The sequence below is a fragment of the Streptomyces sp. D2-8 genome (genome assembly GCF_023184515.1).
GTDB lineage: Bacteria > Actinomycetota > Actinomycetes > Streptomycetales > Streptomycetaceae > Streptomyces.
The window spans coordinates 229,670-255,694 of the sequence record NZ_JAAHBP010000012.1 but is presented as its reverse complement, the minus strand read 5'-3'; the positions used below and the strand labels follow the sequence as shown (position 1 = coordinate 255,694).

Sequence of the window (26,025 nt, the reverse complement as noted above, 5' to 3'; positions counted from 1 at the left end):
GTACACCACGACCGCCCGGACGGGTCAACTCACTGTCACCATGCGGACGCACCGTGACAGTGAGCACATCACCTCCGGGCCGACATCAGCGCGAGCCGGCCGAAGCACCGGCCTCTGCCTGCGCTTTCACCGGTCCGCCCACCGTGGCCTCCGCCGCCGTATAGAGGTCGTCCGGGCGCACTCCGCCCAGCGCGGTGACGAGGTGCCCGTCGGGGCGCACCAGAAGCACCGTGTGCGCGGCCGCGCCCGGATAGCTCTCGGCGACGAGCAGCTCGGCGGGGTGCGGCAGTGCCGTGACTGCCGCCGCGAGCTGCGGCATGATGCCCGCCCCGACCCAGTGCTTGCGCTCCCAGACACCCGTGCCCGGCGCGATCAGCACCACGAGCAGCGCGCCGCGGCCGAGCCGGTCCCGCAGCCGTACGAAGGTGCCGTCCTCCGCGGTGACCCGTACGTCGGTGACCGGCGCTCCGAGCGGTGTGTTGACCGGGACCTCTCCCTCGAGGTGCTGGGGCGCGAGCGGCGAGTCGGCGTATGCTCCCGGCGCGCCGAGCTGGCCGTGCCCCAAGTGACCCTCCGTGAGGAGGGCGTCGTGGCCCCTGGACGAGCCGGGGACGACGGCGCGCAGCCCTCCACCACCGCGCAACAGCGGCAGTGCCTGGTCGGCGGCGCGAAGCCGGGCGGCGACGACCGCCCGCCGTTCCGTCTGGTAGCTGTCGAGGAGCGCCTCGTGCGGCCCGTGGTGCCAGGCCAGGGCCAGTTTCCAGGCGAGGTTGTCGGCGTCCCGCAAGCCTTCGTCGAGCCCGTGCGTGCCCAGCGCCCCGAGCAGGTGGGCCGCGTCCCCGGCGAGGAAAACGCGGTCGGCGCGCCAGCGGCGTGCCAGCCGGTGGTGGACGGTGTGGACACCGGTGTCCAGCAGCTCGTACGGCGGGGTGGTGCCGTCCGCCCAGCCGGCCAGGGTCTCCCGGATGCGGGTGAGCAGCAGCTCGGGTGTGACCAGGTCCTTGCCGGGCGGCAGGAGCCAGTCCAGACGCCAGACGCCGTCCGGCAGCGGGCGGGCGGTGACCTCGCCGGCCGAGGGCCCGGACATGCGCCAGGGCGGCAGGCGGTGCAGCAACGCCTCGTCGTGCCAGGGCAGCTCCGTACGGAGCGCGGCGACCGCGTGACGTTCCACCGCCGTACGGCCCGGGAAGCGGATGTCCTGGAGCTTGCGTACGGTCGAGCGGGGGCCGTCGCAGCCGACCAGGTAACTGCCACGCCAGTAGGTGCCTTTGGAGCCGCGAGTGTGGGCCGTGATGCCCGAGGGCTCCTGTTCGATGCCGTCGAGGCGGCTTTCCACGGCGACCTTGACGAGCCGTTCGCCGGCGAGGGCCGCGCGCAGGGCGCCGGTCAGCACGTGCTGGGCGATGTGCAGGGGGGCGGGTTCGGTGCCGTCGAAGACGATCTCGCGCATCACCTGCTTGCGCCGCATCGACCGCCATCCGGCCCAGTGCGCACCGGCCCGGGCGAGGGGCATGCCGGTCAGCCGTTCCATCAGAGCGGCGGTGTCCTCGCGCAGGACGACGGTGCGCGCCGCGCGGGGTTCGTCCTTGCCCGGGCCCTCGTCGAGGACGACGCAGGGCACCTCCTGACGCGCCAGCGCCAGGGCGAGCGTGAGCCCGACGGGCCCCGCTCCGACGATGATCACCGGGTCCACGACGCGGCGCCCCCTGCCCGCGGTGGTGTCCTCAGAGACGTAGGTGAACAGGAAGTTGGAGCAGGGTGCACGATCACAGAACGTATGCAACCCATTGCCGGTGCTTGCGTCAAGCCATCAACCTGCCGGTGTCCGGCCGGACGCGCGCCTTCACGGCTGCGACGGGCGAACCAGCCGGTGCCGTGGGCGTGATGCGGTCAGGCCTCGCCCTGTGTGAAGAGGTAAAGCGGTGGTTTGAATTCCGATTCAGCGACTTACGGTGAGGTGATTCGACGCAGGACAGGAGTCGGGTAATCGTGACATAGGGAGTGATTTGCGCGTCAATTGCTGCGGGCTCCGCCCGTCGTTGTCCAGGTGACTGTCAAATCATCATTGCAATGGGTACAGGTGTTCCATAGAATCCCTTCCGTAGGTCGAGGCGCAGTCGCGCCTTCAACGGGGGTGGCCTCTCGTTGCACTTTCTTGTGTGGGCAAGGCCTCCGGGTCAGACCAATCCGGAAACAATAGAGGGGAAACGAATGATCCTTAAGAAGATGGCGGGCAATCTGGGGGACCGAATTCTCGGTCGTCTCGTTCCGTCCACCAGCGCGGACGCCGACCAGTTCGAGTGCACCTATGAGTACCGGTGCACGTTCCCGTATTGCGGAGGCGTTCGCCTCCGCAGGCAGCGCCGTCAGGTGTGCGCTGGCACCCACGGTCCCAGCAAGGGGCCGTGGGAGTACATCGGCTGCTGCTGATCAGCCCCACCCTTAGCAGCACCTGATCCATCCGGTTCGGTCGGCCCTCGGGTATATCCCGTCGGCCGGCCGCACCGGTCATGAGGCCGTCCTGGGATACGTTGAAATCGAGCTCACGTCAATGACCTATGTAGAACTCGGGCTGCGGCTTTCTCTCGTAGGGGTATTTCTTGCTTCAGGGCTGGCAAAGGCACGCACGATCGATGATGTCGTCCTGATGTGGACACGGCTGTTCGGCCGTGTGTGGTCAGCGAAGAAGAGTTGGGCCCCGCAAGCGGCGTGGGCGCTTGTCGCCGTCGAAGTGGCGACGGGGGTCGCCCTCCTGTTCCAGGGCGTCACGCGTGTCTTCTCCCTGATGCTCGCCATCGGCCTGCTCGCGGGCTTCACCCTGCTCGCGATTCTCTCCGCGCGTGCCGTCATCAGGCTTGACTGTGCATGCTTCGGCCGGGCCGGCGCGACCTTGGGCTGGCGCCATGTTTGGCGGAATTCCGCCCTGCTGGCCATTGGTGTCACAGCCATACTCTTCTCGCCGGACAACTCCGGGAGGGCGTTGGATGTCGGCGGTGTGTGTGTTTCCGTCACAGCGGCGGTTCTCGTGACGCTCCTCGCCTTCTTCTACGACGAGATAACAGATCTGCTCAACGGCAACTGGTAGAAGTCCGATGCTCTGAGCAAAAACGAAAACGGGGTGTTCCTGATATGGGGTTCTTGGTCGCGGTTGTCGCCCTGATCGGCGCGATGACCGTACTGAACCTGCTTCTGATCATGGCGGTGATGCGCCGACTCAAGCAGCTGAATTCTTTTTCCACCACGAACAATAACGGGTCCGATATTCCTGAGCTCCCGATCGGCAGTCGAATCCCAGAATTCCGTGCCGAGTCGACGTCCGGGGCTGTGGTGACCACCGGGGATCTCATCGGCTCGGAATCCGTCTTCGCCTTCTTCGACACCGGCTGCTCAGTGTGCAAGACGACCATTCCCAAGCTGATCGACCATGCGGACGTGCACGGTCTCAAGGCCGATCAGGTCATCGCGGTCGTGGGGGGCAGCGAGAACTCCGCCGGTGAGTACGTCGAGAAACTGAACGGGTCAGCGACGGTCATTGTGGAGGAATCGGTCGGGCCGGTTGCCTCCGCCTTCTCGATTGCGGGATTCCCCGCCTTCGTGATCGTCGGTGACGACGGCCGGGTGGCCCGCGCTGGGACGCAGAGCACCCTCACCGCAAAGGCCTGACGTGTCGACCCGTTCGGCCCTGCAATTCGTGAGTGGTGTCGGCGTGCTGGCCGGCCGCGCTCTGCACGCCCTCAATCTGGCCTGGCGGGCGGGTCGGGTTACCACATTGCTGTACCTAGTGGCCATCGTGGCGCAGGGCATGCTGCCCGCCGCTCTGGCCCTGCTGACCAAGTGGCTCATCGACGGTGTCCAGCGCGCGAATACGAGCGGTGGGGGCGGCTCGGGGAGCATTCCGGCGCCCGTGATCACGCCGCTGCAGGCGGTCGTCTGCATTGGTGTGCTGACTGCTGTCCTGGCCGCGTTGCCGCCGATCGCGGAGTACCTGAAGTCACGACTCCAGCGTGGTGTGAGCCTGCTGGTCCAGTACCGGCTGTACTCCGCCGTCAGCCGGCTGGAAGGGCTGGCCCGGTTCGAGCAGCCGGAGTTCCTCGACCGACTCCGGATGGCGCAGCAGGCCGCCGTCACAGCTCCCGAACAAGTTGTCGCCTCCTGTTTCGGGCTGCTCCAGGCAGGTCTGACCGTCTTCAGTTTTCTCGGCGTCCTTATAGCCATCAGTCCGTTGATGGCGCTCGTTACGGTACTCGCGGTTCTCCCGGCGCTTTTCCTTCAGATGTCGATCAGCCGGCAGCGTTCCGACATGATGTGGGAAATGAGCCCAAGGAGCAGGCGGCAGCTCTTTTACCAGCGCCTTCTTTTCGATCTTGACGCGGTCAAGGAGACCCGGCTCTTCGGGACCGGCCGGTTCCTGCTGGAGCGGATGCGCGACGAGACAGTTGAGATCAACCGGGCCGAGGAGCAACTTGACCGGAAGACGGTCACACGGCATGTTCCCCTGTCCGTTCTCAGCGCTCTGGTCGCGGCCTGCGGTCTTGTCTGGATCGTCATGGCTGCACTCGGAGGTGAGTTCAGCATCGGCGATGTGTCCGCGTTTCTCGCAGCCGTCGCGGGTGTGCAGAGCGCGCTGGGCGGCGCCATCGCTGATGCCACCGCCGCTTACCACTCGCTTCTGATATTCGGGCACTACCTGGATGTCAGCAGCGGTGAACCCGATCTGCCTAAGCCCGCTGAGCCGAGACAACTCCCAGCATTGCGCCACGGCATCCGACTCGAGGACGTCTGGTTCCGTTATCGCGAAGACGGCCCGTGGGTGTTGCGTGGAATCACGCTGACCATTCCCTTCGGCCGCGCGCTCGCACTCGTGGGTCTGAACGGAGCCGGCAAGAGCACGCTGGTGAAGTTGCTCTGCCGGATGTATGACCCGACGAAGGGCCGCATCACGTGGGACGGTGTGGACATCCGTGACGTCGAGGCAGCCGATCTGCGGGAGCGCATCAGTGCCGTTTTCCAGGACTTCACCTGTTACGACCTGTCCGTCGCAGAGAACATCTCCATGGGTGACCTGAAGTTCCTCGGCAATGAGGAGGAGATCCGTGCGGCCGCCGAGGAAGCCGGGGTTCACCCCCATGTGGCCAAGCTTCCCCGCGGCTACGACACGATGTTGTCGAGGATCTTCTACCAGGAGGACGAGTCGGGCGAGCAGGAGCACGGCGTCACCCTCTCGGGCGGTCAGTGGCAGCGCATCGCGCTAGCCCGGGCGTTGCTCCGCAGCAGGCGGGATCTGCTCATTCTCGACGAGCCCAGTTCGGGTCTGGACGCGGCTGCCGAGCGGGAGGTCCACGAACAACTGAGGCGTTACCGGGCCAACTCCACCAGTGTTCTCATCTCGCACCGGCTGGGCACTGTACGGCACGCGGACAAAATCGTCGTCATCCAGAATGGGAGTGTCGTCGAAGAGGGCACTCATCACGAGTTGATGGACTATCGCGGGGAGTACGCGCGCCTCTTTTCCCTCCAGGCCCTGGACTATATGGACTCCACCGCGTCATGAAGGGACGGTGATCAGGTTGTTCTGGTTGGCAGTCGCCGTATTGACCGTCCTGATGGCTGCGATCGGTGTCTGCTGGATACAGCGGAGTTTCGTCGCCGTCACGGTGAACGGGCTCAGTATGAGTCCCGCGTTCGAGACCGGAGACCGGGTTCTGATCCGGCGCGGGTCCCGGGGCCTGCGAAAGGGGCGTGTAGTCGTGGTGGTGCGTCCGGACATCGAAACGGGGTGGGGTAGTAAGCCACTCGAGGATCGCGATGTGGATGCCAACCGGTGGTACATCAAGCGGGCCGTCGCACTGAGCGGTGAGAGCTTTCCTGAACAGATGAAGAAGGACGGAGTGGTCCCGGCCGGCCATATTCTGGTGATCGGCGACAATCCCCGCAGTGTTGATTCGAAGCAACACGGGCCGTGCCCCACACACCAGGTGCTGGGAGTGGTGGTTCGCAGGCTCGCGCGGTCGACGGCTGCGTGACGGCTGTCGAGGCAACCTGATCGACTTCGCTCGTGCGAGCAGTGAACAAGTAAGGCTGCGAACAACCGGATGAGGCCCGGCAGTCGGACGGTCTGCCGGGCCTCTCATCCAGTGATGCTGGGGGACGGGATCAGTGCCCCTTCTTCACGTCCTCGTGCTCGCCGGGCACGGCCAGTTCCTCGGCTGCGTCCGCGCCGACGACCGCACCCGTCGACTTCTTGGCCTGCCGCAGCCGGCGCTCCAGCCAGCTCGCGAAGGAGGTCAGGGCGAAGTTGAGCGCGATGAAGATGACGGCCACGACCGTGAAGCTGGCGATCGTGTTCGCACCGTAGTAGCCGCTCATCGTGCTCGCCGAGGCGAGCAACTCGGGGAAGGTGAGGATCGCGCCGCCGAGAGCGGTGTCCTTCACGATGACGACCAGCTGGCTGACAATGGCCGGCAGCATCGCGGTCACCGCCTGCGGCAGCAGGACGAGCCTCATCTCCTGGTTCTTGCGCAGGCCGATCGCCATGGCCGCCTCGGACTGGCCCTTGGGTAGAGAGAGGATGCCTGCTCGGACGATCTCCGCGAGGACTGAGGCGTTGTACAGCACCAGACCCGTGACGACCGCGTACAGCGGACGGTCGTCGGACGAGACGTTCGTGTACTCGGCGAACAGGGCGAGCCCGAAGATCATGAGGATCAGCACGGGGATGGCGCGGAAGAACTCGACCACGGCTCCGGCCGGCACCCGGATCCAGGCGTGCTCCGACAGCCGGGCGATGCCCAACACCGCACCGAGCGGAAGCGCGATGATCACGGCGAGCACCGCGGCCTTGAGCGTGTTCTGCAGGCCCGGCCAGATGTACGTCGACCAGGGCTCGGAGCTGGTGAAGAAGGGCTCCCACAGGACCCATTCGAGCTGGCCGTTGTCCTTGAGGGTGATGTACACCCACCACAGCACGGCCGCCAGAGCGGCCAGGAAGATCGCCGTGAACAGGACGTTGCGCCGCTTGGCGCGGGGCCCCTGCGCGTCGTAGAGAAGGGAACTCATCGCTTCACCGCCACCTTCTTGCCCACCCAGCCGAGGATCAGACCGGTCGGCAGCGTCAGGCACACGAAACCGAAGGCGAAGATCGCGGAGATCAGCAGCAGCTGCGCCTCGTTCTCGATCATCTCCTTCATCAGCAACGCCGCTTCCGCCACACCGATCGCCGCGGCTACCGTGGTGTTCTTCGTCAGCGCGATCAGGACGTTCGTCAGCGGACCCACCGCCGAGCGGAACGCCTGCGGCAGCACGACCAGCCGCAGCACCTGCGAGAAGGTCAGGCCGATGGCGCGCGCCGCCTCCGCCTGACCGACCGGCACCGTGTTGATGCCGGAACGCAGCGCCTCACACACGAAGGCGGAGGTGTAGGCGATCAGACCGAGTACGGCGAGCCGGAAGTTCGCCGTGTCCGACCTGTCGGCGCCGAGGGTGATGTTCAGGGCCTGGTAGAGGCCCAGCGAGGTGAACAGGATGATCACGGTCAGCGGGATGTTCCGCACGAGGTTCACGTAAGCGGTCCCGAAGCCGCGCATCAGCGGCACCGGTCCGACGCGCATGGCGGCCAGCAGGGTGCCCCAGATCAGGGAGCCGACGGCCGACAGCAGGGCGAGCTGCACCGTCGTCCAGAAGGCTCCCAGGATGTCGTAGTCACTCAGAAAGTCGAACACGATCTCCCGCGCTTCCGCGTATAGGGATGCCCCGGTGCGCCGCCCCGGAGGACGGCGCACCCGTCAGGCGTTGCCTCAGCCGTTGCGTCAGCTCTTGATGTCGCCGATCTTCGGCGCGGGCTCGTTCTTGTAGTTGGCCGGGCCGAGGTTCTCGTCCACGGCCTTCTGCCAGGACTTGTCGGCGACCATTTCCTCGAGGGCCTTGTTGATCTTGTCCTTGAGGTCACTGCCCTTCTTGACGCCGATGCCGTAGTTCTCGTTGGTCATCTTGAAGCCGCCGAGCTTGAACTTGCCCTTGAACTGCTCCTGGGCGGCGTAACCGGCGAGGATCGAGTCATCCGTGGTCAGCGCGTCGATCCTCTTGGTCTGCAGACCGCCCATGCAGGCCGAGTACGTCGGGTACGTCTGCAGATCGGCCTTGGGTGCCAGCTCGTCCTTGACGTTCTGCGCCGAGGTCGAGCCGGCCACCGAGCACAGTTTCTTGTCGTTGAGGTCGGCCGGCGACTTGATGGAGTCGTCGTCGGCGCGGACCAGCACGTCCTGGTGGGCCAGCAGGTACGGGCCGGCGAAGTCGACCTTCTCCTGGCGCTCCGGGGTGATCGAGTAGGTCGCGGCGATGAAGTCGACGTCACCGCGCTGCAGCATGGTCTCGCGGTCGCCGCTCTTCGCTTCCTTCCACTCGATCTGGTCCGCGTCGTAGCCGAGCTTCTTCGCGACGTACGTGGCGACGTCGACATCGAAGCCCGCGTAGCCCTGCGGCGTCTTCTGGCCGAGACCGGGCTGGTCGTACTTGATGCCGACGGTGATCGTCTTGTCACCACCGGAGCCGGAATCGCCGTTGTCGCCGCCGCAGGCGGTGGCGGTGAGGGCGAGAGCGAACACGGTGGCCGAGGCGGCGGTGACCTTGCGGAGCTTCATGGTGAACATCCTTTGACTTGTGAAGAGATGTGGGCCGTCAAGGGCGGGGGCGCAGTCGGGTCGCGCGCGCCCCGCGCCGTCAGTGGTGCAGGATCTTCGACAGGAAGTCCTTGGCACGGTCGCTGCGCGGGTTGCTGAAGAACTGGTCTGGCGCAGCCTCCTCGACGATTCGGCCGTCCGCCATGAACACCACGCGGTTTGCAGCCGATCGTGCGAAACCCATCTCATGGGTGACAACGATCATGGTCATACCGTCGCGGGCGAGCTGCTGCATGACCTCCAGCACCTCGTTGATCATCTCGGGGTCGAGCGCGGAGGTCGGCTCGTCGAAGAGCATGACCTTCGGCTCCATGGCCAGCGCCCGCGCGATCGCGACGCGCTGCTGCTGACCGCCGGAGAGCTGCGCCGGGTACTTCTCGGCCTGCGCGGCCACGCCGACCCGGTCGAGCAGGGCCCGAGCCCGCTCCTCGGCCGCCTTCTTGTCCTTCTTGCGGACCTTGATCTGGCCGAGCATCACGTTCTCGAGCACGGTCTTGTGCGCGAAGAGGTTGAAGGACTGGAAGACCATCCCGACATCGGCGCGCAGCTTGGCCAGCGCCTTGCCCTCGGCGGGCAGGGGCTTGCCGTCGATCGTGATCGTGCCGGAGTCGGTCGTCTCCAGGCGGTTGATGGTGCGGCACAGGGTGGACTTGCCGGACCCGGAGGGCCCGATGACCACGACGACTTCACCGCGGGCGATCGTCAGGTCGATGTCCTGGAGTACGTGCAACGCGCCGAAGTGCTTGTTGACGCTCTTCAGGACGACCAGTTCTCCGGTCGCGGCCACATCTTCCTTGGCCACCGATACTTCGGTCATCGCTCTCAGGCTCCGTCCTCCTCGGTTTCGGAGGACAGTAGTAACCCTCTACGACCTGCGTCATTACATCTGAGGGGAATCTGAGCATCACGATCCGATAGCAATCGGACACGTGTCGTAGTACGTGGGAGCGGCGCTCATACCAGCCGGGTAACGGAAGGCGTCCGCAACCGGAACCCTCTTGACGCCGTCCTCATCCATCAGCGTGACTGCACAGGGTGCACGCGCGCGCGTGCACGCATTTTTGTACACATCTAGATCGTACGGCCAGTGAACCGAAGGGGGCCCGGATGAGACTGCTGCTCGTCGAGGACGACAACCACGTCGCCGCCGCCCTGTCGGCGGTTCTGGCACGGCACGGGTTCGACGTCACGCACGCGCGCAGCGGTGAGGAAGCCCTCCAGGCACTCGTTCCCGAGGGCGACTGCTTCGGCGTCGTCCTCCTCGACCTCGGCCTGCCCGACCAGGACGGATACGAAGTCTGCGGCAAGATCCGCAAGCGCACAGCCACCCCGGTCATCATGGTCACGGCCCGCTCCGACGTGCGCTCCCGCATCCACGGCCTCAACCTGGGCGCCGACGACTACGTGGTGAAGCCCTACGACACCGGGGAGCTGCTCGCCCGTATCCACGCCGTGAGCCGGCGCACCTCCCACGAGGACACCTCCAGCGGCATCGAGACCGAGCTGCGCCTCGGCCCGGTGCACATCGAGCTGCCCACGCGGAGTGTCACGGTGGACGGGGCGGTGATCCAGCTGACCCGCAAGGAGTTCGACCTGCTGGCCCTGCTCGCGCAGCGGCCCGGAGTGGTCTTCCGCCGGGAGCAGATAATCAGCGAGGTGTGGCGCACCAGCTGGGAGGGGACCGGGCGCACCCTGGAGGTGCACGTGGCGTCCCTGCGCGCCAAGCTGCGCATGCCGGCCCTCATCGAGACCGTACGCGGAGTCGGTTACCGGCTCGTCGCGCCTGCCGGGTAGCGGGGCCGGGTGCGCACACGTCTGCTCCCCCTGCTCATCATCCTGATGGCGGCCGTTCTGCTCGCGCTCGGCATCCCGCTGGCCGTGAGTCTCGCCGGCGCACAGCAGCAGAAGGTCGTCGTCGACCGGATCGACGACACGGCGCGCTTCGCCGCCCTCGCCCAGTTCGTCACCGACTCGCCCGACGGCACCACCGGCGCGTTCGAGACCGAGCGTCTGGCCACCCTCAGAAGCGAGCTCCGCAGCTACTACGAGGTCTACGGCATCCGGTCCGGTGTCTTCTACCGCACCGGCAGTGCCATGGCCCACGCACCGGCCGCGTGGTCGCTGCCGGAGGAGGGCGAGGTGCGCGACGCCTTCGACGAGGCGAAGCTCAGTCGCCGCAGCCACGACCCGAAGCAGGTGTGGCCCTGGCAGCGCCGCAATCTCGTGGTCGCCTCGCCGGTCATCCGGGACGGGGACGTCGTCGCGGTCGTTGTCACCGACTCGCCCACCGGGCAGATGCGCTCGCGCACGCTGCGCGGCTGGCTGGTCATCGGCGCGGGTGAGTCCGCCGCGATGCTGCTGGCCGTCGGTGCCGCCCTGCGGCTGACCGGCTGGGTGCTCAAGCCCGTGCGGGTCCTGGACGCCACCACCCACGACATCGCCACCGGGCGGCTCAAGTCCCGGGTGGCCGCCGCCGGCGGTCCGCCGGAACTCCAGCGGCTGGCCCGGTCGTTCAACGAGATGGCGGACAACGTCGAGGATGTGCTGGAGCAGCAGCGCGCCTTCGTCGCCGACGCCTCGCACCAGCTGCGCAACCCCCTCGCGGCGCTGCTGCTGCGTATCGAGCTGCTCTCCTTCGAACTGCCCGAGGGCAACAAGGAGATCGCCTCGGTCCAGGCCGAGGGCAAGCGCCTCGCGCAGGTCCTGGACGACCTGCTCGACCTGGCGCTGGCCGAGCACACCGATGCGGATCTGAAGATCACCGACATCGGTGAGCTCGCCGCGGAACGCCTGGCGGCCTGGGCCCCGACCGCCGAGGCCAAGGACGTACGCCTGGTCGGGGACTGCCCGCCGACGACCGCGTGGGCCGACCCGGTCGCGCTGTCCAGCGCGCTGGACGCGGTCATCGACAACGCGGTGAAGTTCACGCCCGGGGGCCAGACCGTCGAGGTGACCGTCACCTCCCACGGCGACACCTCCACCGTCGTCGTCACCGACCATGGCCCGGGCCTCACCGACGAGGAGCTGGCCCGCGTCGGCGACCGCTTCTGGCGCAGCGGCCGGCATCAGAACATCAAGGGCTCGGGCCTCGGACTGTCCATCTCGCGGGCGCTGCTCGCGGCGGGCGGCGGTTCGATCGCGTACGACCGTCACGAGCCGCACGGGCTCAAGGTGACGGTGGCGGTGCCGAGGTCGGCGCCCACGGCGTGATGGAAGGCGACGGCGGAGGGTTCGCGCGCTAAGGCTTGACCGACTGGTAGTAGCGCTGGGCGCCGACGTGCAGTTGCAGCGGGTCGGTGTAGATCGCCGTGCGGACGTCGACCAGCTGGGCGGAGTGGACGGTCGCGCCGATGAGGTCCCGGCTGTCGAGCACCGTACGGGTGAGCCACTCGGTGAGCCGCGGATCCATGTCGCTGCGGGTGAGCAGCACGTTGGACACCGCCAGGGTCGGCACCGCGTGGCCGCGCTGGATGGTGGGATAGGCCGACTCCGGCATCTTGGTGGCGCGGTAGTAGCGCGTGGCGCCGCCCTGGTCGTGCAGCTTGGCCACGAGCGTGGCGTCGATCGGCACGAACCGGAAGGCCGATGCCGACTTCTTGGCCGGCCGGCTGAGACCGTCCGTGGGCACCCCGCCCGACCAGAAGAACGCGTCGAGGCCGTGCCCCAGCCGCTTGGGCCCGGTGTCGATGCCGTCCGAGGACGGTTTGATGTCCTTCTCCGGGTCGATACCGGCGGCCTTGAGCACACCGTTGGCTATCAGCCGTACGCCGGAGTCGGGCAGCCCTATGGCCACGCGCTTGCCCCGCAGGTCGGCGACGGTGCGGATGTCCGAGTCCGGCGGCACGACGAGCTGGACGTAGTCGTCGTACAGGCGGGCGAGGCCGCGCAGCCGGTCGGCGCCCGGGCCGTTGTCGAGCTTGTACGTGGCGACCGCGTCGGCCGCGGCGATCGCGAAGTCGGACTTGCCGGTCGCCACGTCGGCGACGTTCTCCTGCGAGCCGGCGCTGGTCAGCAGCCGCACCTTCAGGTCGGGCATGTCCTTGTCGATCTCGTTGCGCAGGAGCTCCCCGTACTCGTGGTAGACCCCCGCGCGGGTGCCCGTTCTGAACGTGATGGTCCCGCTCGGCGGCTCCTCGGCCCAGGGGCGCAGCCACCACAGCAGCAGGCCGAGGACCACGAGGGCGGCGGTGCCGCCCTGCAGGGCCCGGCGCCTGCCGATCGGGGGGAGCGTTCTGGACATGCGGGCGATCCTGCCAGCCGGGGTGCCTCCCTGACCAGGGCAGGGGGCACCGGGTGAGGGCGGGGTGTCAGTGGCCGCCACTACAGTCGCCCCCATGAGCTCTTCGCCCGCCGACCTGGTCCGTGAATTCCACCGCGCCTTCGGCCTGGACGCCCGCGGTACGCCGACGGAGGTCTCCCCGGACCTCGCGGCCCATCGCGGCGAACTCCTCGCGGAGGAGGCCGCGGAGGTCGCCGAGGTGTCGGTGCGGGGCCCGCTCGACCGGCTCGCCCACGAGCTGGCCGATGTGGTCTACGTCGCGTACGGCACCGCCCTCGTGCACGGCATCGACCTGGACGCGGTGCTCGCCGAGATCCACCGCTCCAACATGACGAAGATCGGCCCCGACGGCTCGGTCTCCCGCCGGGAGGACGGCAAGGTCCTCAAGGGGGAGCACTACGAGGTGCCCGACGTGCCCGGGGTGCTGCGCAAGCAGGGGTGGGTGCCGGGCGGGGGCGCCTGACCCGGGTCGCTCCGGGGAGCACGCACCGGGTCACCAGGGCCCGGGCCGCCCGGCTCACCCCCTCCTCAGTCGGCGACCGGTGCCTCGGCCTCGGTCGCCCGGGGCGCGGGCTCCGGGCGATGGGGCTCGCGGCGCCGGGCCCACCGGGCCGCCACCGGCTCCGTGTAGCGCGCGGTGAGCGGACCCAGAACGACCAGGATCAGCACGTAGGCCGTGGCCAGGGGACCGAGGGACGGTTCGATACCCGCCGCGACGGCCAGGCCGGCGATGACGATCGAGAACTCGCCGCGGGCCACCAGCGCGCCGCCCGCCCGCCAGCGGCCCTTGACGGAGATCCCGGCCCGGCGGGCCGCCCAGTACCCGGTGGCGATCTTCGTCAGCGCGGTGACGACGGCCAGCCCTAGAGCGGGCAGCAGGACGGGCGGGATGCTCGACGGGTCGGTGTGCAGCCCGAAGAAGACGAAGAAGACCGCCGCGAACAGGTCGCGCAGCGGGCTCAGCAGAGTGTGCGCACCTTCCGCGACCTCCCCGGACAGCGCGATGCCCACCAGGAAGGCCCCCACCGCCGCCGACACCTGGAGCTGCTGCGCGACACCCGCGACCAGGATCGTCAGGCCCAGCACGACCAGCAGCAGCTTCTCCGGGTCGTCGCTGGAGACGAACCGCGAGATGAGCCTGCCGTAGCGCAAGGCCAGGAACAGCACGAGCCCGGCCGCGCCCAGCGCGATGGCCAGGGTCACACTCCCGGCCATCAGCCCGGCTCCCGCGACCAGCGCCGTGACGATGGGCAGGTACACCGCCATCGCCAGATCCTCCAGCACCAGCACGCTGAGGATCACCGGCGTCTCCCGGTTGCCGACCCGGCCCAGATCACCGAGCACCTTCGCGATCACGCCGGACGACGAGATCCAGGTGACACCGGCCAGCACGACGGCGGCCACCGGACCCCAGCCGAGCAGCAGCGCCACGGCCGCCCCGGGCAGCGCGTTGAGGGCGCAGTCGACCAGACCGGACGGGTAGTGGGTCTTGAGGTTGGAGACCAGATCGCTCGCCGTGTACTCCAGGCCCAACATCAACAGCAGCAGGATGACGCCGATCTCCGCGCCCGTGGCGATGAACTCCTCGCTCGCGCCCAGCGGCAGCAGACCGCCCTCACCGAAGGCCAGACCGGCCAGGAGGTACAGGGGTATCGGCGAGAGCTGGAACCGGGCGGCGAACCGGCCGAGCAGGCCGAGGCCGAGAATGATGGAACCGAACTCGATGAGCAGAACCGCGGAGTGCAACGGCTCACTCCCGCCCGAGTATGGTCGCGGCCGCGTCGACGCCCTCACGGGTGCCGACGACGATCAGCGTGTCACCGCCGGCCAGCCGGAAGTCCGGCGCGGGCGACGGGATGGCCTCGGCCCGGCGCAGCACGGCCACCACGGACGCCCCCGTCTCCGTCCGCATCCGCATGTCGCCCAGCACCCGCCCGTTCCAGCGCGAGGTCGCGGCCACCTCGATCCGCTCGGCGACCAGCCCCAGGTCCGTGGTGTACAGCAGGCTCGGGCTGTGGTGGGACGGCGACAGCGCGTCGATCAGCGAACCCGCCTCCGAACCGGTCAGCCGCAGCGACTGCGCGCACGAGTCGGGATCGTCGGCCCGGTACACGTTCACCGTGCGCGTGCCGTCGCGGTGCGCCACCACCGACAGATGGCGGTGTTCCCGGGTCTCCAGGTCGTACTGGACCCCGATCCCCGGTAGCGGCGTCGCCCTCAGGCGCGGAGCTGACACGTTGCTTCCCCTTGTTCGTCTTGTTTGTCACACTTTGCCCGTCTGGTGAACGGGGTCGACCATCGGACGGGTCAAGTCCGCATGCTCCCATCCGGCCGTACGGTGACGACATGGGTGTCGTGACGGATATACGCAGCGGCCGGTCGCCGGAGAGGCCGGCGGGGGCGGTGCACTGCGTGAAGGCGGGAAGGAGCGGATTCGGAAGCGTGTCGTTGTTCTGGCGGATCTTCTCGCTCAACGCCGCCGGCCTGGTCCTGGCCACGGCGCTGCTGCTCGGCCCGGTCACCGTGTCCACCCCCGTCCTCGCGGGTGAGGCCCTCGTTCTGCTCGGCGGCCTGGTGCTGCTGCTCGCCGGCAACGCGCTCGTGCTGCGGTTCGGCCTGGTGCCCCTGCAGCGGCTGGACCGGGCCATGGCCACCGCGGACCTGCTGCGTCCTGGCTCCCGGCCGGTGGTAGCGGGACCGGCGACAACGAGGAGTACTTCTTCGAGGCGCTCAGGGCCGGGGCCAGCGGCTACGTCCTCAAGTCCGTCGCCGACCGCGACCTCGTCGAGGCCTGCCGGGCGGCCGTGCGCGACGAGCCGTTCATCTACCCCGGCGCCGAACGCACCCTCGTCCGCTCCTACCTGGAGCGGCTGCACCGCGGCGACGGCCTGCCGGAACGGGCCATCACCGAACGCGAGGAGGAGATCCTCAAGCTGGTCGCGGAGGGCCACACCTCGAAGGAGATCGGCGAACTCCTCTTCATCAGCGCCAAGACGGTCGAGCGCCACCGGGCCAACCTCCTCCAGAAACTCGGCATGCGCGACCGCCTGGAGCTGACCCGGTACGCGATCAGGGCCGGACTCATCGAGCCCTGAGCCGGATGCGGGGTTGTCCACAGGCGGCCGAGTCACGTTCGCCGACCGCCTACCCTTGTCCCCATGAGCAGCATCGACCGGAGCCAGTCAGTGGGCGGCACGCGCACATACGAGGTACGCACCTACGGGTGCCAGATGAACGTCCACGACTCCGAGCGATTGTCCGGACTGCTGGAGGACGCGGGCTACGTCCGCGCCCCCGAGGGCGCCGACGAGGCGGACGTCGTCGTCTTCAACACCTGCGCCGTGCGTGAGAACGCCGACAACAAGCTGTACGGCAACCTCGGTCACCTCGCCCCGAAGAAGGCTAGCCGCCCCGGCATGCAGATCGCGGTCGGCGGCTGCCTCGCGCAGAAAGACCGCGACACCATCGTGAAGAGGGCGCCCTGGGTGGACGTCGTCTTCGGCACGCACAACATCGGCAAGCTGCCCGTCCTGCTGGAGCGCGCCCGCGTGCAGGACGAGGCGCAGGTCGAGATCGCCGAGTCGCTGGAGGCGTTCCCCTCGACGCTGCCCACCCGCCGTGAGAGCGCGTACGCGGCCTGGGTCTCCATCTCCGTCGGCTGCAACAACACCTGCACCTTCTGCATCGTCCCGGCCCTGCGCGGCAAGGAGAAGGACCGCCGCCCCGGCGACATCCTCGCCGAGATCGAGACCCTGGTCGCCGAGGGCGTCTCCGAGATCACGCTGCTCGGTCAGAACGTCAACGCGTACGGCTCCGACATCGGCGACCGCGAGGCCTTCAGCAAGCTGCTGCGCGCCTGCGGGAAGATCGACGGCCTGGAGCGCGTCCGCTTCACCTCTCCGCACCCGCGGGACTTCACCGACGACGTCATCGCCGCGATGGCCGAGACGCCGAACGTGATGCCGCAGCTGCACATGCCGCTCCAGTCCGGCTCGGACCCGGTCCTGAAGGCGATGCGCCGCTCCTACCGCCAGGATCGCTTCCTGGGGATCATCGAGAAGGTCCGCGCCGCCATCCCGCACGCCGCGATCAGCACCGACATCATCGTGGGCTTCCCCGGCGAGACCGAGGAGGACTTCGAGCAGACGCTGCACGTGGTGCGCGAGGCCCGCTTCGCTCAGGCCTTCACCTTCCAGTACTCCAAGCGCCCCGGCACCCCGGCCGCCGAGATGGACGGCCAGATCCCCAAGAAGGCCGTCCAGGAGCGCTACGAGCGGCTCGTCGCCCTCCAGGAGGAGATCTCCTGGGAGGAGAACAAGAAGCAGGTCGGCCGCACACTGGAGCTGATGGTCGCCGAGGGCGAGGGCCGCAAGGACGACGCCACCCACCGTCTGTCCGGTCGGGCTCCCGACAACCGCCTCGTCCACTTCACCAAGCCGGACCAGGAGGTCCGCCCCGGCGACGTGGTCACGGTCGAGATCACCTACGCCGCCCCGCACCACCTCCTCGCCGAGGGCCCCGTGCTCGACGTGCGGCGCACGCGGGCGGGCGACGCCTGGGAGAAGCGCAACGCGGCCGAGAAGACCAAGCCCGTCGGCGTGATGCTGGGCCTGCCGAGGATCGGTGCGCCCGAGCCCCTGCCGGCCGTGGCGAGCGGGTGCGGCTGCGACTGAGCCGGGCCGCCGCTGCCCTGTGCGGTAGCAGCGGCTCCTGAGAGTTACCCTGCCGATCATGCTTGTCGCCGCCGCTGTCTGCCCCTGCCCGCCCCTCCTGGTCCCCGAGGTGGCCGCAGGCGCCGCCCCGGAACTGGATGCCGCGCGGGCCGCCTGCACGGACGCTCTGGGCGTGCTCGCCGCCGCCAGGCCCGGCCGGCTCGTGGTCGTCGGCCCGGTGGACAGCGTCGGGCCCGAGGCGTACCCGGAGGGAACAGAGGGGTCCTTCCGGGGCTTCGGCGTCGACCTCGGCGTGCGGCTGGGAGCGGCCGAAGGCGCTGAGACGGAACCGCGGCTGCCGTACGCGCTGGCGGTGGCGGCCTGGTTGCTGGAACGCACCGGATGGTCGGAGGCCCCGGTCGAGGGACTCGGGGTGGGGGAGTCGTACCCGCCCGAGCTGTGCGCGCGGACCGGGAGGGACATCGCCGCCCGGGACGAGCGGGTGGCCCTGCTGGTGATGGGTGACGCCAGCGCGTGCCGGACACTCAAGGCGCCGGGCTACCTGGACGAACGGGCGGCGCCCTTCGACGCGGAGGCCGCCCGGGCGCTCGGCGCGGCGGACATGGCCGCACTCACCAGGCTGGACACCGGGCTGGCCCACGAGCTGAAGGTGTCCGGCCGGGCCCCCTGGCAGGTCCTGGCGGGCGCGGGCGAGGGCGCGGACCTCGGCGGCTCCCTGCTGTACGAGGACGCGCCCTACGGCGTGGGATACGTCGTCGCCGCCTGGTCGTAGACCGGGCGGCACAGCGCGGGAGACGGCGGACGGCCGGGAGCCTTCGTGCTCCGCGGCCGTCCGCCGATATGCCTGTCAGAGTGCCGATGCCCGCTCGGAACCTGCTGCGCCGATGGGCGCTCAGGACGTGGGAGGCGGTGCCTCCGGACGCGGAGTGCCGCCCGCGTCCGGTGAGGGAGCCGCGTCCCGTGAGGGAGCCGTCCGGCCTGTCCCGGGTGGCGCCGTCGTGCCGCCGGTGTGAGGTGTGTCGCCATGGTGTGTGAGTCGGTCCATGGCGTGCTTGGCCCGGCCCGTGCCTGACTGGATCCTGTCGCTGTACTTGCCCTTGGTCCTCTTGTCGACGGCATGCGCTGCCTTGTCGAGACCGTGGTGGATCTTGCCCTCGTGCCGGTGTGCGAGGTCCGAGACCTTGCCCAAGGCCGGGCCCAGCTTGGCTTTCACGTTCTCCAGGAGACCCATGGCTCACCTTCCCTCGCGCGGGGCGGTCACGTACGGGCGCCCTCGCCGGCCTCGTTGTCGGCCGCCTTGTCGGTGGACTGCTGCTTGGGGATGTCGACGCCCTCGGACTCGGTGACCTCGGTGGTGTCCTCGGCAGCCGGCTTCGCCGCGCCCTCGGCTCCGTCGGTGTCCTTCGTCTCCGCGGTCGCCTCGGCCGCCTCCGTCTCGGGCCCGGCCTTCGCCGTGTCGGTCTGAGCCTCGGCCGCAGGCGTCTCCGCCGTGACCTTTGACCGCCGGAGAAGTCGTGCAAAAACGCCCATATCCACTCCATACGTTACTCGTGCGGGCGAAATCCCGCGTTGCCCGGTGCGTCAGTTTGCGCGGCCCGGGCCACCGCCTCTGCGATCCGGCGGCAGGAACCTCGCAACGGGCAACGACCCCGCGGCCGTCGCGTCACGTAACTCGTTCGAGACCAGGGTTCGAGGTTTGCGAGACTGGGGCGGTGAGCAGCGCACCCCCCGCCCCCCGCGTCATCGCCGTCGTCGGACCAACTGCGGCAGGAAAGTCCGATCTGGGCGTCTTCCTGGCCCAGCGTCTCGGCGGCGAGGTCGTCAACGCCGACTCCATGCAGCTCTACCGAGGGATGGACATCGGCACCGCCAAGCTGACGCCCGAGGAGCGCGACGGCGTCCCCCACCACCTGCTGGACATCTGGGACGTGACCGTCACGGCGTCCGTCGCCGAGTACCAGCGCCTGGCCCGGGAGCGGATCGACGCGCTGCTCGCCGAGGGCCGCTGGCCGATCCTGGTCGGCGGCTCCGGACTGTATGTGCGCGGGGCCGTCGACAACCTGGAGTTCCCCGGCACCGACCCCGAGGTGCGCGCCCGCCTGGAGGAGGAACTGACGCTGCGCGGCTCCGGCGCGCTGCACGCCCGCCTGGCCGCCGCCGACCCCGAGGCAGCCCGCGCGATCCTGCCGAGCAACGGCCGCCGGGTCGTGCGCGCCCTGGAGGTGATCGAGATCACCGGCAAGCCGTTCACGGCCAACCTCCCCGGCCACGACTCGGTGTACGACACCCTCCAGGTCGGCGTCGACGTGGCCCGCCCCGAGCTCGACGAGCGCATCGCGCGCCGGGTCGACCGGATGTGGGACGCCGGCCTCGTGGACGAGGTGCGTGCGCTGGAGGCGCAGGGGTTGCGTGAAGGGCGTACGGCCTCGCGCGCGCTCGGCTACCAGCAGGTCCTCGCGGCGCTCGCCGGGGAGTGCACCCTCGAGGAAGCGCGGGCCGAGACCGTGCGTGCCACCAAGCGCTTCGCGCGCCGCCAGGATTCATGGTTCAGGCGCGACCCGCGGGTGCACTGGTTGAGTGGGGCAGCGGCCGATCTCACAGAACTTCCGCAGCTCGCGCTGTCCTTGGTCGAACGACCGGTTACAGCCTGATCACGTCATGGCATCGGGACGCCCAGGCCGTCATCCGGTCCTTCGGCGGCGTGCCATCATCGAGCTTCGATCGACCGAGTTGAGTCCTAGTTGGGAGGGCGCGTGGCGATGGAGGCCGGCCCTCGCGACACCGCACGAAGCACCGATCACATCACCGCCGAGCGGGATGTGGCGGAGGGCGGGGACGCGCCGGAGCAGGAGACGGGTCACCTCAGCTCCGACGGGCCCGACGAGACGCAGGGTGTGACGGACGACGGTCCCGAGCCCGGCGAGATGTTCGCCGACGAGGTCGAGGTCGAGCTGCGCCCCCAGCGCCGGCTCCGCATCTGGCAGCTGGCGCCCATCGTGAGCCTCGCGGCACTCGGCTCCCTGATGTTCGCCTTCCCGCTCGCCTTCGACTTCGGCGACAGCGGGGCCGTCATCGCCATGCTGGGCCTGCTGATCTGCTCGTGCGCGGCCGGCTGGGGCATGATGGCCGCCCGCCGCGTCGGCTACACGTGGCCGGGCCTGCCGGCCCGGGGCTCCGGCCGCAGACCCGACTGGCGGGTCGCCCTCGCGTACGCCCTGGTCGTGGCCCTCGTGGTGGTCCTCGCCGTGTGGCGCGTGGCGCGACTGCGCTGATCGCCGTACGGGCGCTCGGGCTCTGTCGTAGGCACCCCTTACGATCGAGGCATGAGCACGCGGATCGCCTTCCTCAAGGGTCACGGCACCGAGAACGACTTCGTGATCGTCCCGGACCCCGGGAACGCCATCGACCTGCCCCCGGCCGCCGTCGCCGCCCTGTGCGACCGGCGCGCGGGCATCGGTGGTGACGGGCTGCTGCACGTCGTGCGGTCCGCCGCCCACCCGGAGGCGAAGGGCATGGCGGCCGAGGCGGAGTGGTTCATGGACTACCGCAACGGCGACGGCTCGATCGCGGAGATGTGCGGCAACGGCGTGCGGGTGTTCGCGCGCTATCTCCAGCGCGCCGGTCACGTGACCGAGGGAGACCTCGCGGTCGCCACGCGCGGGGGTGTGAAGACCGTGCACATCGCCAAGGACGGTGACGTGACCGTGGGCATGGGCCGGGCGGTGCTCCCCGAGGGTGCCGTCACGGTGAGCGTCGGCGAGCGCAGCTGGCCCGCGCGCAACGTCAACATGGGCAACCCGCACGCGGTCGCCTTCGTGGACGACCTGGCGCACGCCGGAGACCTGCTCTCCCCGCCGCCCTTCAGCCCGGCCGCCGCCTACCCGGACGGGGTGAACGTCGAGTTCGTGGTCGACCGCGGCCCGGGGCACGTCGCGCTGCGTGTACACGAACGAGGCTCCGGCGAGACCCGCTCTTGCGGCACGGGCGCGTGCGCGGTCGCCGTGGCCGCCGCCCGCCGTGACGGCGCCGACCCGACGGCCACCGGCGCACCCGCGACCTACACCGTGGACGTCCCCGGTGGCACGCTGGTGATCACCGAGCGGCCCGACGGAGAGATCGAGATGACCGGCCCGGCCGTGATCGTGGCCGAGGGTGAGATCGACGCGGACTGGCTGGAAACCGTCACGTCCGTGTGAGCCGGGGCCGGTCGTCCTGAAACACCCGCGCGCCCTCGGCCACCCGACCCGAAACCACCGTTGGAATCCGGCCACTTGGCGGGAATCGCATCGTGGAGGTCAAGACATACGGGGGTACAAACCTCACATTCGTCCCTCGAATGGGTGATCAGTTTCACGCTCGGCGAGAGGCGGTCAGTCGAGCGTGGTGGGCTCGGTAGCATCAAGCACCGGCCCGGACGGGGGACCGAAGCCGCCCCCTGAGCCGTGTCCCTGGGGCACCCCGTCCGCCGGTTGACGCAGCCGGAGGTGCCCATGAGTGCGGAGGCCACGAATTCCGTGACCCCAGGCCCGATGCCGGGCGCGGTGTCGGGACCGGTGACGCCGACAGCCCCCCGCAGAAAGGCCCGCCCCCGGATCGACCTGCGCCGCCTCGGCCGCGCGGCCCTGCTCGGCCCCGCCGCCCGTGGCCGGCTGCCCGACGCCATCAGCCACGTCGTCGAGGCCCACCGCGCCCACCACCCCGACGCGGACCTCGAACCCCTGCGCCACGCCTACGTGCTGGCCGAGTCCTCGCACCGCGGCCAGATGCGCAAGAGCGGCGAGCCGTACATCACGCACCCGCTCGCCGTGACCCTGATCCTCGCCGAACTCGGCGCCGAGACCACGACGTTGACGGCGTCCCTGCTGCACGACACGGTCGAGGACACGGACGTGACGCTCGACCAGGTCCGTGACCAGTTCGGCGAGGAGGTCCGCTACCTCGTCGACGGCGTCACCAAACTCGAGAAGGTCGACTACGGCGCCGCCGCCGAACCCGAGACCTTCCGCAAGATGCTCGTCGCCACCGGCAACGACGTCCGTGTCATGTCGATCAAACTCGCCGACCGCCTGCACAACATGCGCACCCTCGGCGTGATGCGTCCCGAGAAGCAGGAGCGCATCGCCAAGGTGACACGTGATGTGCTCATCCCGCTCGCCGAGCGGCTCGGCGTCCAGGCGCTCAAAACCGAACTGGAAGACCTGGTCTTCGCGATCCTGCATCCCGAGGAGTACGCGCACACCAGGGAGTTGATCGTCCGCAACGCGGCCCGCACGGACGACCCGCTCGCCGAGGTCGCCGACGAGGTGCGCGGTGTGCTCCGCGAGGCGGACATCCCGGCCGAAGTCCTCATCCGGCCCCGCCACTTCGTCTCGGTGCACCGCGTCTCCCGCAAACGCGGCCGGCTCCGCGGCTCCGACTTCGGCCGCGTCCTGGTCCTGGTGAACGAGGACGCCGACTGCTACGGCGTCCTGGGCGAACTGCACACCTGTATGAAGCCGGTGGTCTCGGAGTTCAAGGACTTCATCGCCGTACCGAAGTTCAACCTGTACCAGTCGCTGCACACGGCCGTGGCGCGCGAGGACGGCCAGGTCGTCGAGGTCCTCATCCGCACGCACCAGATGCACAAGGTCGCCGAGGCCGGTGTCGTCGCCCTCGGCAACCCCTACGCACCGGCCCCCGAGGACCCGGCCGACGGCGAGCGCGTCGACCCCACCCGCCCCGGCTGGCTGTCCCGGCTCCTCGACTGGCAGGAGGCGGCACCCGACCCCGACCACTTCTGGTCGACCCTGCGCGAGGACCTCGCCCAGGACCGCGAGATCACCGTCTTCCGGCCCGACGGCGGCACGCTCGGCCTGCCCGAGGGAGCGACCTGCGTGGACGCCGCGTACGCGCAGTACGGGGAGGACGCGCACGCCTGTATCGGCGCCCGGGTGAACGGCCGCCTGGCGACGCTGAGCACCGTCCTGAAGGACGGCGACACCGTCCAGCTCCTCATGGGCCAGGACCCGGCGTCGGAGCCCTCCCGGGAGTGGCTGGAGCACGCCCACACGCCCGCGGCCCGGATCGCCATCCAGCGCTGGCTGACCGCCCATCCGGCGCAGGCGGAGTCCCAGCAGAGCGAGGCGCGGATCGCCGAGGACCGGACAGTTCTCCGGCCCGCCGACGTACCCGAGCCGGAGGGGACGCCCGGGCAGCCCGCCGACCGCTTCGCCACCGGCAACGTCCTCGCCGACCTGCCCGGCGCGACCGTCCGGCTCGCCCGCTGCTGCACGCCCGTACCCCCGGACGAGATCACCGGCTTCGCCGTACGCGGGGGAGCGGTCACCGTGCACCGCGTGGAGTGCGCCGCGGTGGCGCGCATGAAGGATGGGGGGCGCGCGGAGGTCGGCGTGCGCTGGGGGGAGGCCGCCGAGTGCCGGGTCACCCTGGTCGCCGAATCGTTCGTCCGTCCCCATCTGCTGGCCGACCTCACCGAGGCGATGGCCTCCGAGGGCGCCGAGATCGTCTCGGCGACCGTCGAGCCCCCGACCCAGCAGCAGGTGCGGCACACCTACACCGTGCAGCTCCCGGACGCAGGCCACCTGCCCGCCCTGATGCGCGCGATGCGCAATGTGGCCGGGGTGTACGACGTCAGTCGGGCACAGCCGCAGCCACAGCCGCAGGGCGGCTGACCCGGCCCGCACCTCCGGAGGGCCTCCCGGGCGGCCCGGACGGCACCCGGCGCAGGCCCCGGTCCCCGGTTCGGGTGGGTCAAAAGCGCGCCGTCCTCACCGCTCAGCCGCGCGCTGATAGCCGTGGGGCATGCTCCTGACCCCCCACAGCCAGGCCACCACCCCCACCCGTCGTCGCCGGACCGGCGCCGCCCTGCTCACCTCGGCGATCTCCGTCTGCCTCGTCGCCGCGAGCGCCCCCGTCGTCCCGCTCGGCGTCGGCGACCGGCTCTTCCCACACCTGGGCAACCCCGGCTACGACGTGGCGTCGTACGACCTCTCCTTCACCTATCCGGGCAGCAACAGCGAGCCCCTGAGGGCCGTCACCACCATCGATGCCTGGACAACGGCCGATCTGGACCGCGTCAACCTGGACTTCGCCCACGGCACGGTCGAGTCGGTCGAGGTCGACGGCGACCCCGCGGAGTTCCGCACCGCCGGCGAGGACTTGGTGATCACGCCCGAGGACTCGGTGTCGGACGGCAACTGGATGCGGATCACCGTGCGGCACACCAGTGATCCGGTGCCCGTCGAGGGCCGCGAGGGCGGCTGGGTACGCACTGCGGACGGCCTCGCCATGGCGAACCAGGCCGACGCCGCGCACCTGGTGTTCCCGTGCAACGACCACCCCTCCGACAAGGCGATGTTCACCATCCGGGTCACCGCACCCGACGGTCACACGGCTGTCGCCAACGGGCTGCCCGCCGGTGTGGCGAAGTCCGGCGGGTCCACGACCTGGACCTACCGCACCCAGCACCCCATGGCCACCGAACTCACCCAGGTCTCCATCGGCCGCTCCACGGTGCTGCACCGCACCGGCCCGCACGGGCTGCCCGTACGGGACGTCGTCCCGACCGAGCACCGCAAGACACTCGAACCCTGGCTGGAGAAGACCCCCGGCCAGATCGCCTGGATGGAGGGCAAGGTCGGCCGCTACCCCTTCGAGACGTACGGCCTGCTCGTGGCCGACGCCACCACCGGCTTCGAACTCGAGACCCAGACGCTCTCCCTCTTCGAGCGGGAGCTCTTCACCGAGCCCGTCTACCCCAGGTGGTACGTCGAGTCGATCATGGTCCACGAGCTGGCCCACCAGTGGTTCGGCGACAGCGTCAGCCCTCGCACCTGGTCCGACCTGTGGCTCAACGAGGGGCACGCCACCTGGTACGAGGCGCTGTACGCCGAGGAGCAGGCGGACAAGCCGATGCGGGACCGGATGAAGGCCGCCTACGGCGCCTCGGACCGCTGGCGCACCGCCGGCGGACCACCCGCCGCGCCCAAGGCACCCGACGCCGGCCGCAAGACCAGCATCTTCCGGCCCAACGTCTACGACGGGGCCGCGCTCGTCCTGTACGCCCTGCGCCAGGAGATCGGCCGCCCGGCCTTCGAACGCCTGGAACGTGCCTGGGTCGCCCGTCACCAGGACGACACGGCCACGACGGAGGACTTCGTCCGGCTCGCCGCCGAGATCTCCGGGCGCGACCTGGACGGCTTCTTCCAGGGCTGGCTGTACGGCGAGAAGACCCCGCCGATGCCGGGACACCCGGACTGGAAGCAGGAGGCGTCCGCGAAGCCGCAGGCCCTTGCGAAGCAGGCCCGGCCGGCGAGGACGCCCGCCCGATAACACGGTGACGAGACGCCCCGTGCCGTGCGACCATCTTCAGGTCGGCGCGGCACGGGCCGCCGGGAAT

The 26,025-nt window shown here is 69.6% G+C and carries 24 protein-coding genes and 2 pseudogenes; 16 read left to right on the top strand and 10 right to left on the bottom strand.

Translation table 11 applies throughout. The features are described from left to right. Positions 1 to 85: 85 nt before the first annotated feature. Positions 86 to 1,693 carry an FAD-dependent monooxygenase gene (locus G3I77_RS22415; protein ID WP_248506480.1) on the bottom strand — a complete coding sequence of 536 codons (1,608 nt, stop codon included), beginning with the start codon at positions 1,691 to 1,693 and terminating at the stop codon, positions 86 to 88. A gap of 858 nt (positions 1,694 to 2,551) precedes the next feature. On the opposite strand from G3I77_RS22415, the gene G3I77_RS22410 reads away from it, so the two are divergent. Genes G3I77_RS22410 through G3I77_RS22395 form a run of 4 tightly spaced genes read left to right on the top strand, consistent with a single transcriptional unit; the run spans position 2,552 to position 6,023 of the window. Beyond that, positions 2,552 to 3,085 carry a MauE/DoxX family redox-associated membrane protein gene (locus tag G3I77_RS22410; protein ID WP_248506477.1) on the top strand — a complete coding sequence of 178 codons (534 nt, stop codon included), beginning with the start codon at positions 2,552 to 2,554 and terminating at the stop codon, positions 3,083 to 3,085. Positions 3,086 to 3,129: 44 nt separating this feature from the next. After that, positions 3,130 to 3,663: a peroxiredoxin gene (locus tag G3I77_RS22405; RefSeq protein WP_248506475.1), complete on the top strand. Its 534-nt coding sequence runs from the start codon at positions 3,130 to 3,132 to the stop codon at positions 3,661 to 3,663. Between the two features lies 1 nt (position 3,664). Beyond that, the gene (locus G3I77_RS22400) at positions 3,665 to 5,551 is read left to right on the top strand and encodes an ABC transporter ATP-binding protein (protein ID WP_248506473.1); all 1,887 of its coding nucleotides are present in this window, start codon (positions 3,665 to 3,667) and stop codon (positions 5,549 to 5,551) included. 7 nt (positions 5,552 to 5,558) lie between these two features. Next, the gene (locus G3I77_RS22395) at positions 5,559 to 6,023 is read left to right on the top strand and encodes a S26 family signal peptidase (RefSeq protein WP_248506471.1); all 465 of its coding nucleotides are present in this window, start codon (positions 5,559 to 5,561) and stop codon (positions 6,021 to 6,023) included. Between the two features lie 130 nt (positions 6,024 to 6,153). On the opposite strand, the gene G3I77_RS22390 is transcribed toward G3I77_RS22395, so the two are convergent. The 4 genes from G3I77_RS22390 to G3I77_RS22375 form a co-directional block, all read right to left on the bottom strand. Continuing rightward, complete coding sequence (locus tag G3I77_RS22390) at positions 6,154 to 7,056, bottom strand: amino acid ABC transporter permease (RefSeq protein ID WP_248506469.1); 903 nt, start codon at positions 7,054 to 7,056, stop codon at positions 6,154 to 6,156. Next, entirely contained in the window at positions 7,053 to 7,718 is a 666-nt protein-coding gene (locus G3I77_RS22385; protein ID WP_248506467.1) for an amino acid ABC transporter permease, read from the bottom strand. Before G3I77_RS22385 ends, G3I77_RS22390 begins: the two co-directional genes overlap by 4 nt. Before the next feature lie 87 nt (positions 7,719 to 7,805). Continuing rightward, on the bottom strand, positions 7,806 to 8,636 hold the full coding sequence (locus G3I77_RS22380) for a glutamate ABC transporter substrate-binding protein (protein WP_248506464.1): 831 nt from the start codon (positions 8,634 to 8,636) through the stop codon (positions 7,806 to 7,808). Between the two features lie 79 nt (positions 8,637 to 8,715). Then, complete coding sequence (locus tag G3I77_RS22375) at positions 8,716 to 9,492, bottom strand: amino acid ABC transporter ATP-binding protein (protein ID WP_031134866.1); 777 nt, start codon at positions 9,490 to 9,492, stop codon at positions 8,716 to 8,718. A gap of 290 nt (positions 9,493 to 9,782) precedes the next feature. On the opposite strand from G3I77_RS22375, the gene G3I77_RS22370 reads away from it, so the two are divergent. Then, on the top strand, positions 9,783 to 10,469 hold the full coding sequence (locus tag G3I77_RS22370) for a response regulator transcription factor (RefSeq protein ID WP_248506462.1): 687 nt from the start codon (positions 9,783 to 9,785) through the stop codon (positions 10,467 to 10,469). A 9-nt stretch (positions 10,470 to 10,478) separates the two neighbouring features. Beyond that, on the top strand, positions 10,479 to 11,885 hold the full coding sequence (locus G3I77_RS22365) for a HAMP domain-containing sensor histidine kinase (RefSeq protein WP_248506460.1): 1,407 nt from the start codon (positions 10,479 to 10,481) through the stop codon (positions 11,883 to 11,885). 28 nt (positions 11,886 to 11,913) lie between these two features. Here G3I77_RS22365 and G3I77_RS22360 read toward each other — a convergent pair whose 3' ends face one another. Next, positions 11,914 to 12,915: a TAXI family TRAP transporter solute-binding subunit gene (locus G3I77_RS22360; protein WP_248506458.1), complete on the bottom strand. Its 1,002-nt coding sequence runs from the start codon at positions 12,913 to 12,915 to the stop codon at positions 11,914 to 11,916. A gap of 94 nt (positions 12,916 to 13,009) precedes the next feature. On the opposite strand from G3I77_RS22360, the gene G3I77_RS22355 reads away from it, so the two are divergent. Next, entirely contained in the window at positions 13,010 to 13,417 is a 408-nt protein-coding gene (locus G3I77_RS22355) for a MazG nucleotide pyrophosphohydrolase domain-containing protein (RefSeq protein WP_248506455.1), read from the top strand. Between the two features lie 65 nt (positions 13,418 to 13,482). Here the strand turns inward: G3I77_RS22355 and G3I77_RS22350 are convergent, their stop codons facing one another. Further along, a complete protein-coding gene (locus G3I77_RS22350) occupies positions 13,483 to 14,700 on the bottom strand; it encodes a cation:proton antiporter (RefSeq protein WP_248506453.1) in 1,218 nt (405 codons plus the stop codon). A 4-nt stretch (positions 14,701 to 14,704) separates the two neighbouring features. Further along, positions 14,705 to 15,190, bottom strand: coding sequence for a TrkA C-terminal domain-containing protein (locus G3I77_RS22345; RefSeq protein ID WP_248506451.1), 486 nt, complete (start codon positions 15,188 to 15,190; stop codon positions 14,705 to 14,707). Positions 15,191 to 15,300: 110 nt separating this feature from the next. Here G3I77_RS22345 and G3I77_RS22340 point away from each other — a divergent pair. From G3I77_RS22340 to G3I77_RS22325, 4 genes and pseudogenes are all read left to right on the top strand, one after another. Then, positions 15,301 to 15,663: pseudogene (locus tag G3I77_RS22340) on the top strand (sensor histidine kinase); the annotation flags it as partial. Then, a pseudogene (locus G3I77_RS22335) lies at positions 15,657 to 16,049 on the top strand (LuxR C-terminal-related transcriptional regulator); the annotation flags it as partial. The pseudogenes G3I77_RS22340 and G3I77_RS22335, both read left to right, overlap by 7 nt. Positions 16,050 to 16,112: 63 nt before the next feature. Further along, positions 16,113 to 17,627, top strand: coding sequence for a tRNA (N6-isopentenyl adenosine(37)-C2)-methylthiotransferase MiaB (gene miaB, locus G3I77_RS22330; protein WP_248506449.1), 1,515 nt, complete (start codon positions 16,113 to 16,115; stop codon positions 17,625 to 17,627). 58 nt (positions 17,628 to 17,685) lie between these two features. Continuing rightward, positions 17,686 to 18,399, top strand: coding sequence for a class III extradiol dioxygenase subunit B-like domain-containing protein (locus G3I77_RS22325; protein ID WP_248506448.1), 714 nt, complete (start codon positions 17,686 to 17,688; stop codon positions 18,397 to 18,399). Between the two features lie 120 nt (positions 18,400 to 18,519). Here G3I77_RS22325 and G3I77_RS22320 read toward each other — a convergent pair whose 3' ends face one another. Further along, positions 18,520 to 18,858, bottom strand: a complete 339-nt coding sequence (locus tag G3I77_RS22320) for an antitoxin (RefSeq protein WP_248506447.1) — start codon at positions 18,856 to 18,858, stop codon at positions 18,520 to 18,522. A gap of 26 nt (positions 18,859 to 18,884) precedes the next feature. After that, positions 18,885 to 19,157 carry a hypothetical protein gene (locus G3I77_RS22315; RefSeq protein WP_248506446.1) on the bottom strand — a complete coding sequence of 91 codons (273 nt, stop codon included), beginning with the start codon at positions 19,155 to 19,157 and terminating at the stop codon, positions 18,885 to 18,887. Positions 19,158 to 19,339: 182 nt separating this feature from the next. Here G3I77_RS22315 and miaA point away from each other — a divergent pair, with 182 nt between their 5' ends. From miaA to G3I77_RS22290, 5 genes are all read left to right on the top strand, one after another. Then, positions 19,340 to 20,278 (top strand): tRNA (adenosine(37)-N6)-dimethylallyltransferase MiaA, encoded by a 939-nt coding sequence (gene miaA, locus G3I77_RS22310; protein WP_248506445.1) that lies wholly within the window; start codon positions 19,340 to 19,342, stop codon positions 20,276 to 20,278. 108 nt (positions 20,279 to 20,386) lie between these two features. Further along, a complete protein-coding gene (locus G3I77_RS22305) occupies positions 20,387 to 20,899 on the top strand; it encodes a hypothetical protein (protein ID WP_248506548.1) in 513 nt (170 codons plus the stop codon). Between the two features lie 51 nt (positions 20,900 to 20,950). Further along, the gene (gene dapF / locus G3I77_RS22300; protein ID WP_248506444.1) at positions 20,951 to 21,823 is read left to right on the top strand and encodes a diaminopimelate epimerase; all 873 of its coding nucleotides are present in this window, start codon (positions 20,951 to 20,953) and stop codon (positions 21,821 to 21,823) included. A 294-nt stretch (positions 21,824 to 22,117) separates the two neighbouring features. Continuing rightward, positions 22,118 to 24,298: a bifunctional (p)ppGpp synthetase/guanosine-3',5'-bis(diphosphate) 3'-pyrophosphohydrolase gene (locus G3I77_RS22295; RefSeq protein WP_248506443.1), complete on the top strand. Its 2,181-nt coding sequence runs from the start codon at positions 22,118 to 22,120 to the stop codon at positions 24,296 to 24,298. A 130-nt stretch (positions 24,299 to 24,428) separates the two neighbouring features. After that, positions 24,429 to 25,958 (top strand): M1 family metallopeptidase, encoded by a 1,530-nt coding sequence (locus tag G3I77_RS22290; protein ID WP_248506441.1) that lies wholly within the window; start codon positions 24,429 to 24,431, stop codon positions 25,956 to 25,958. Positions 25,959 to 26,025 lie beyond the last annotated feature (67 nt).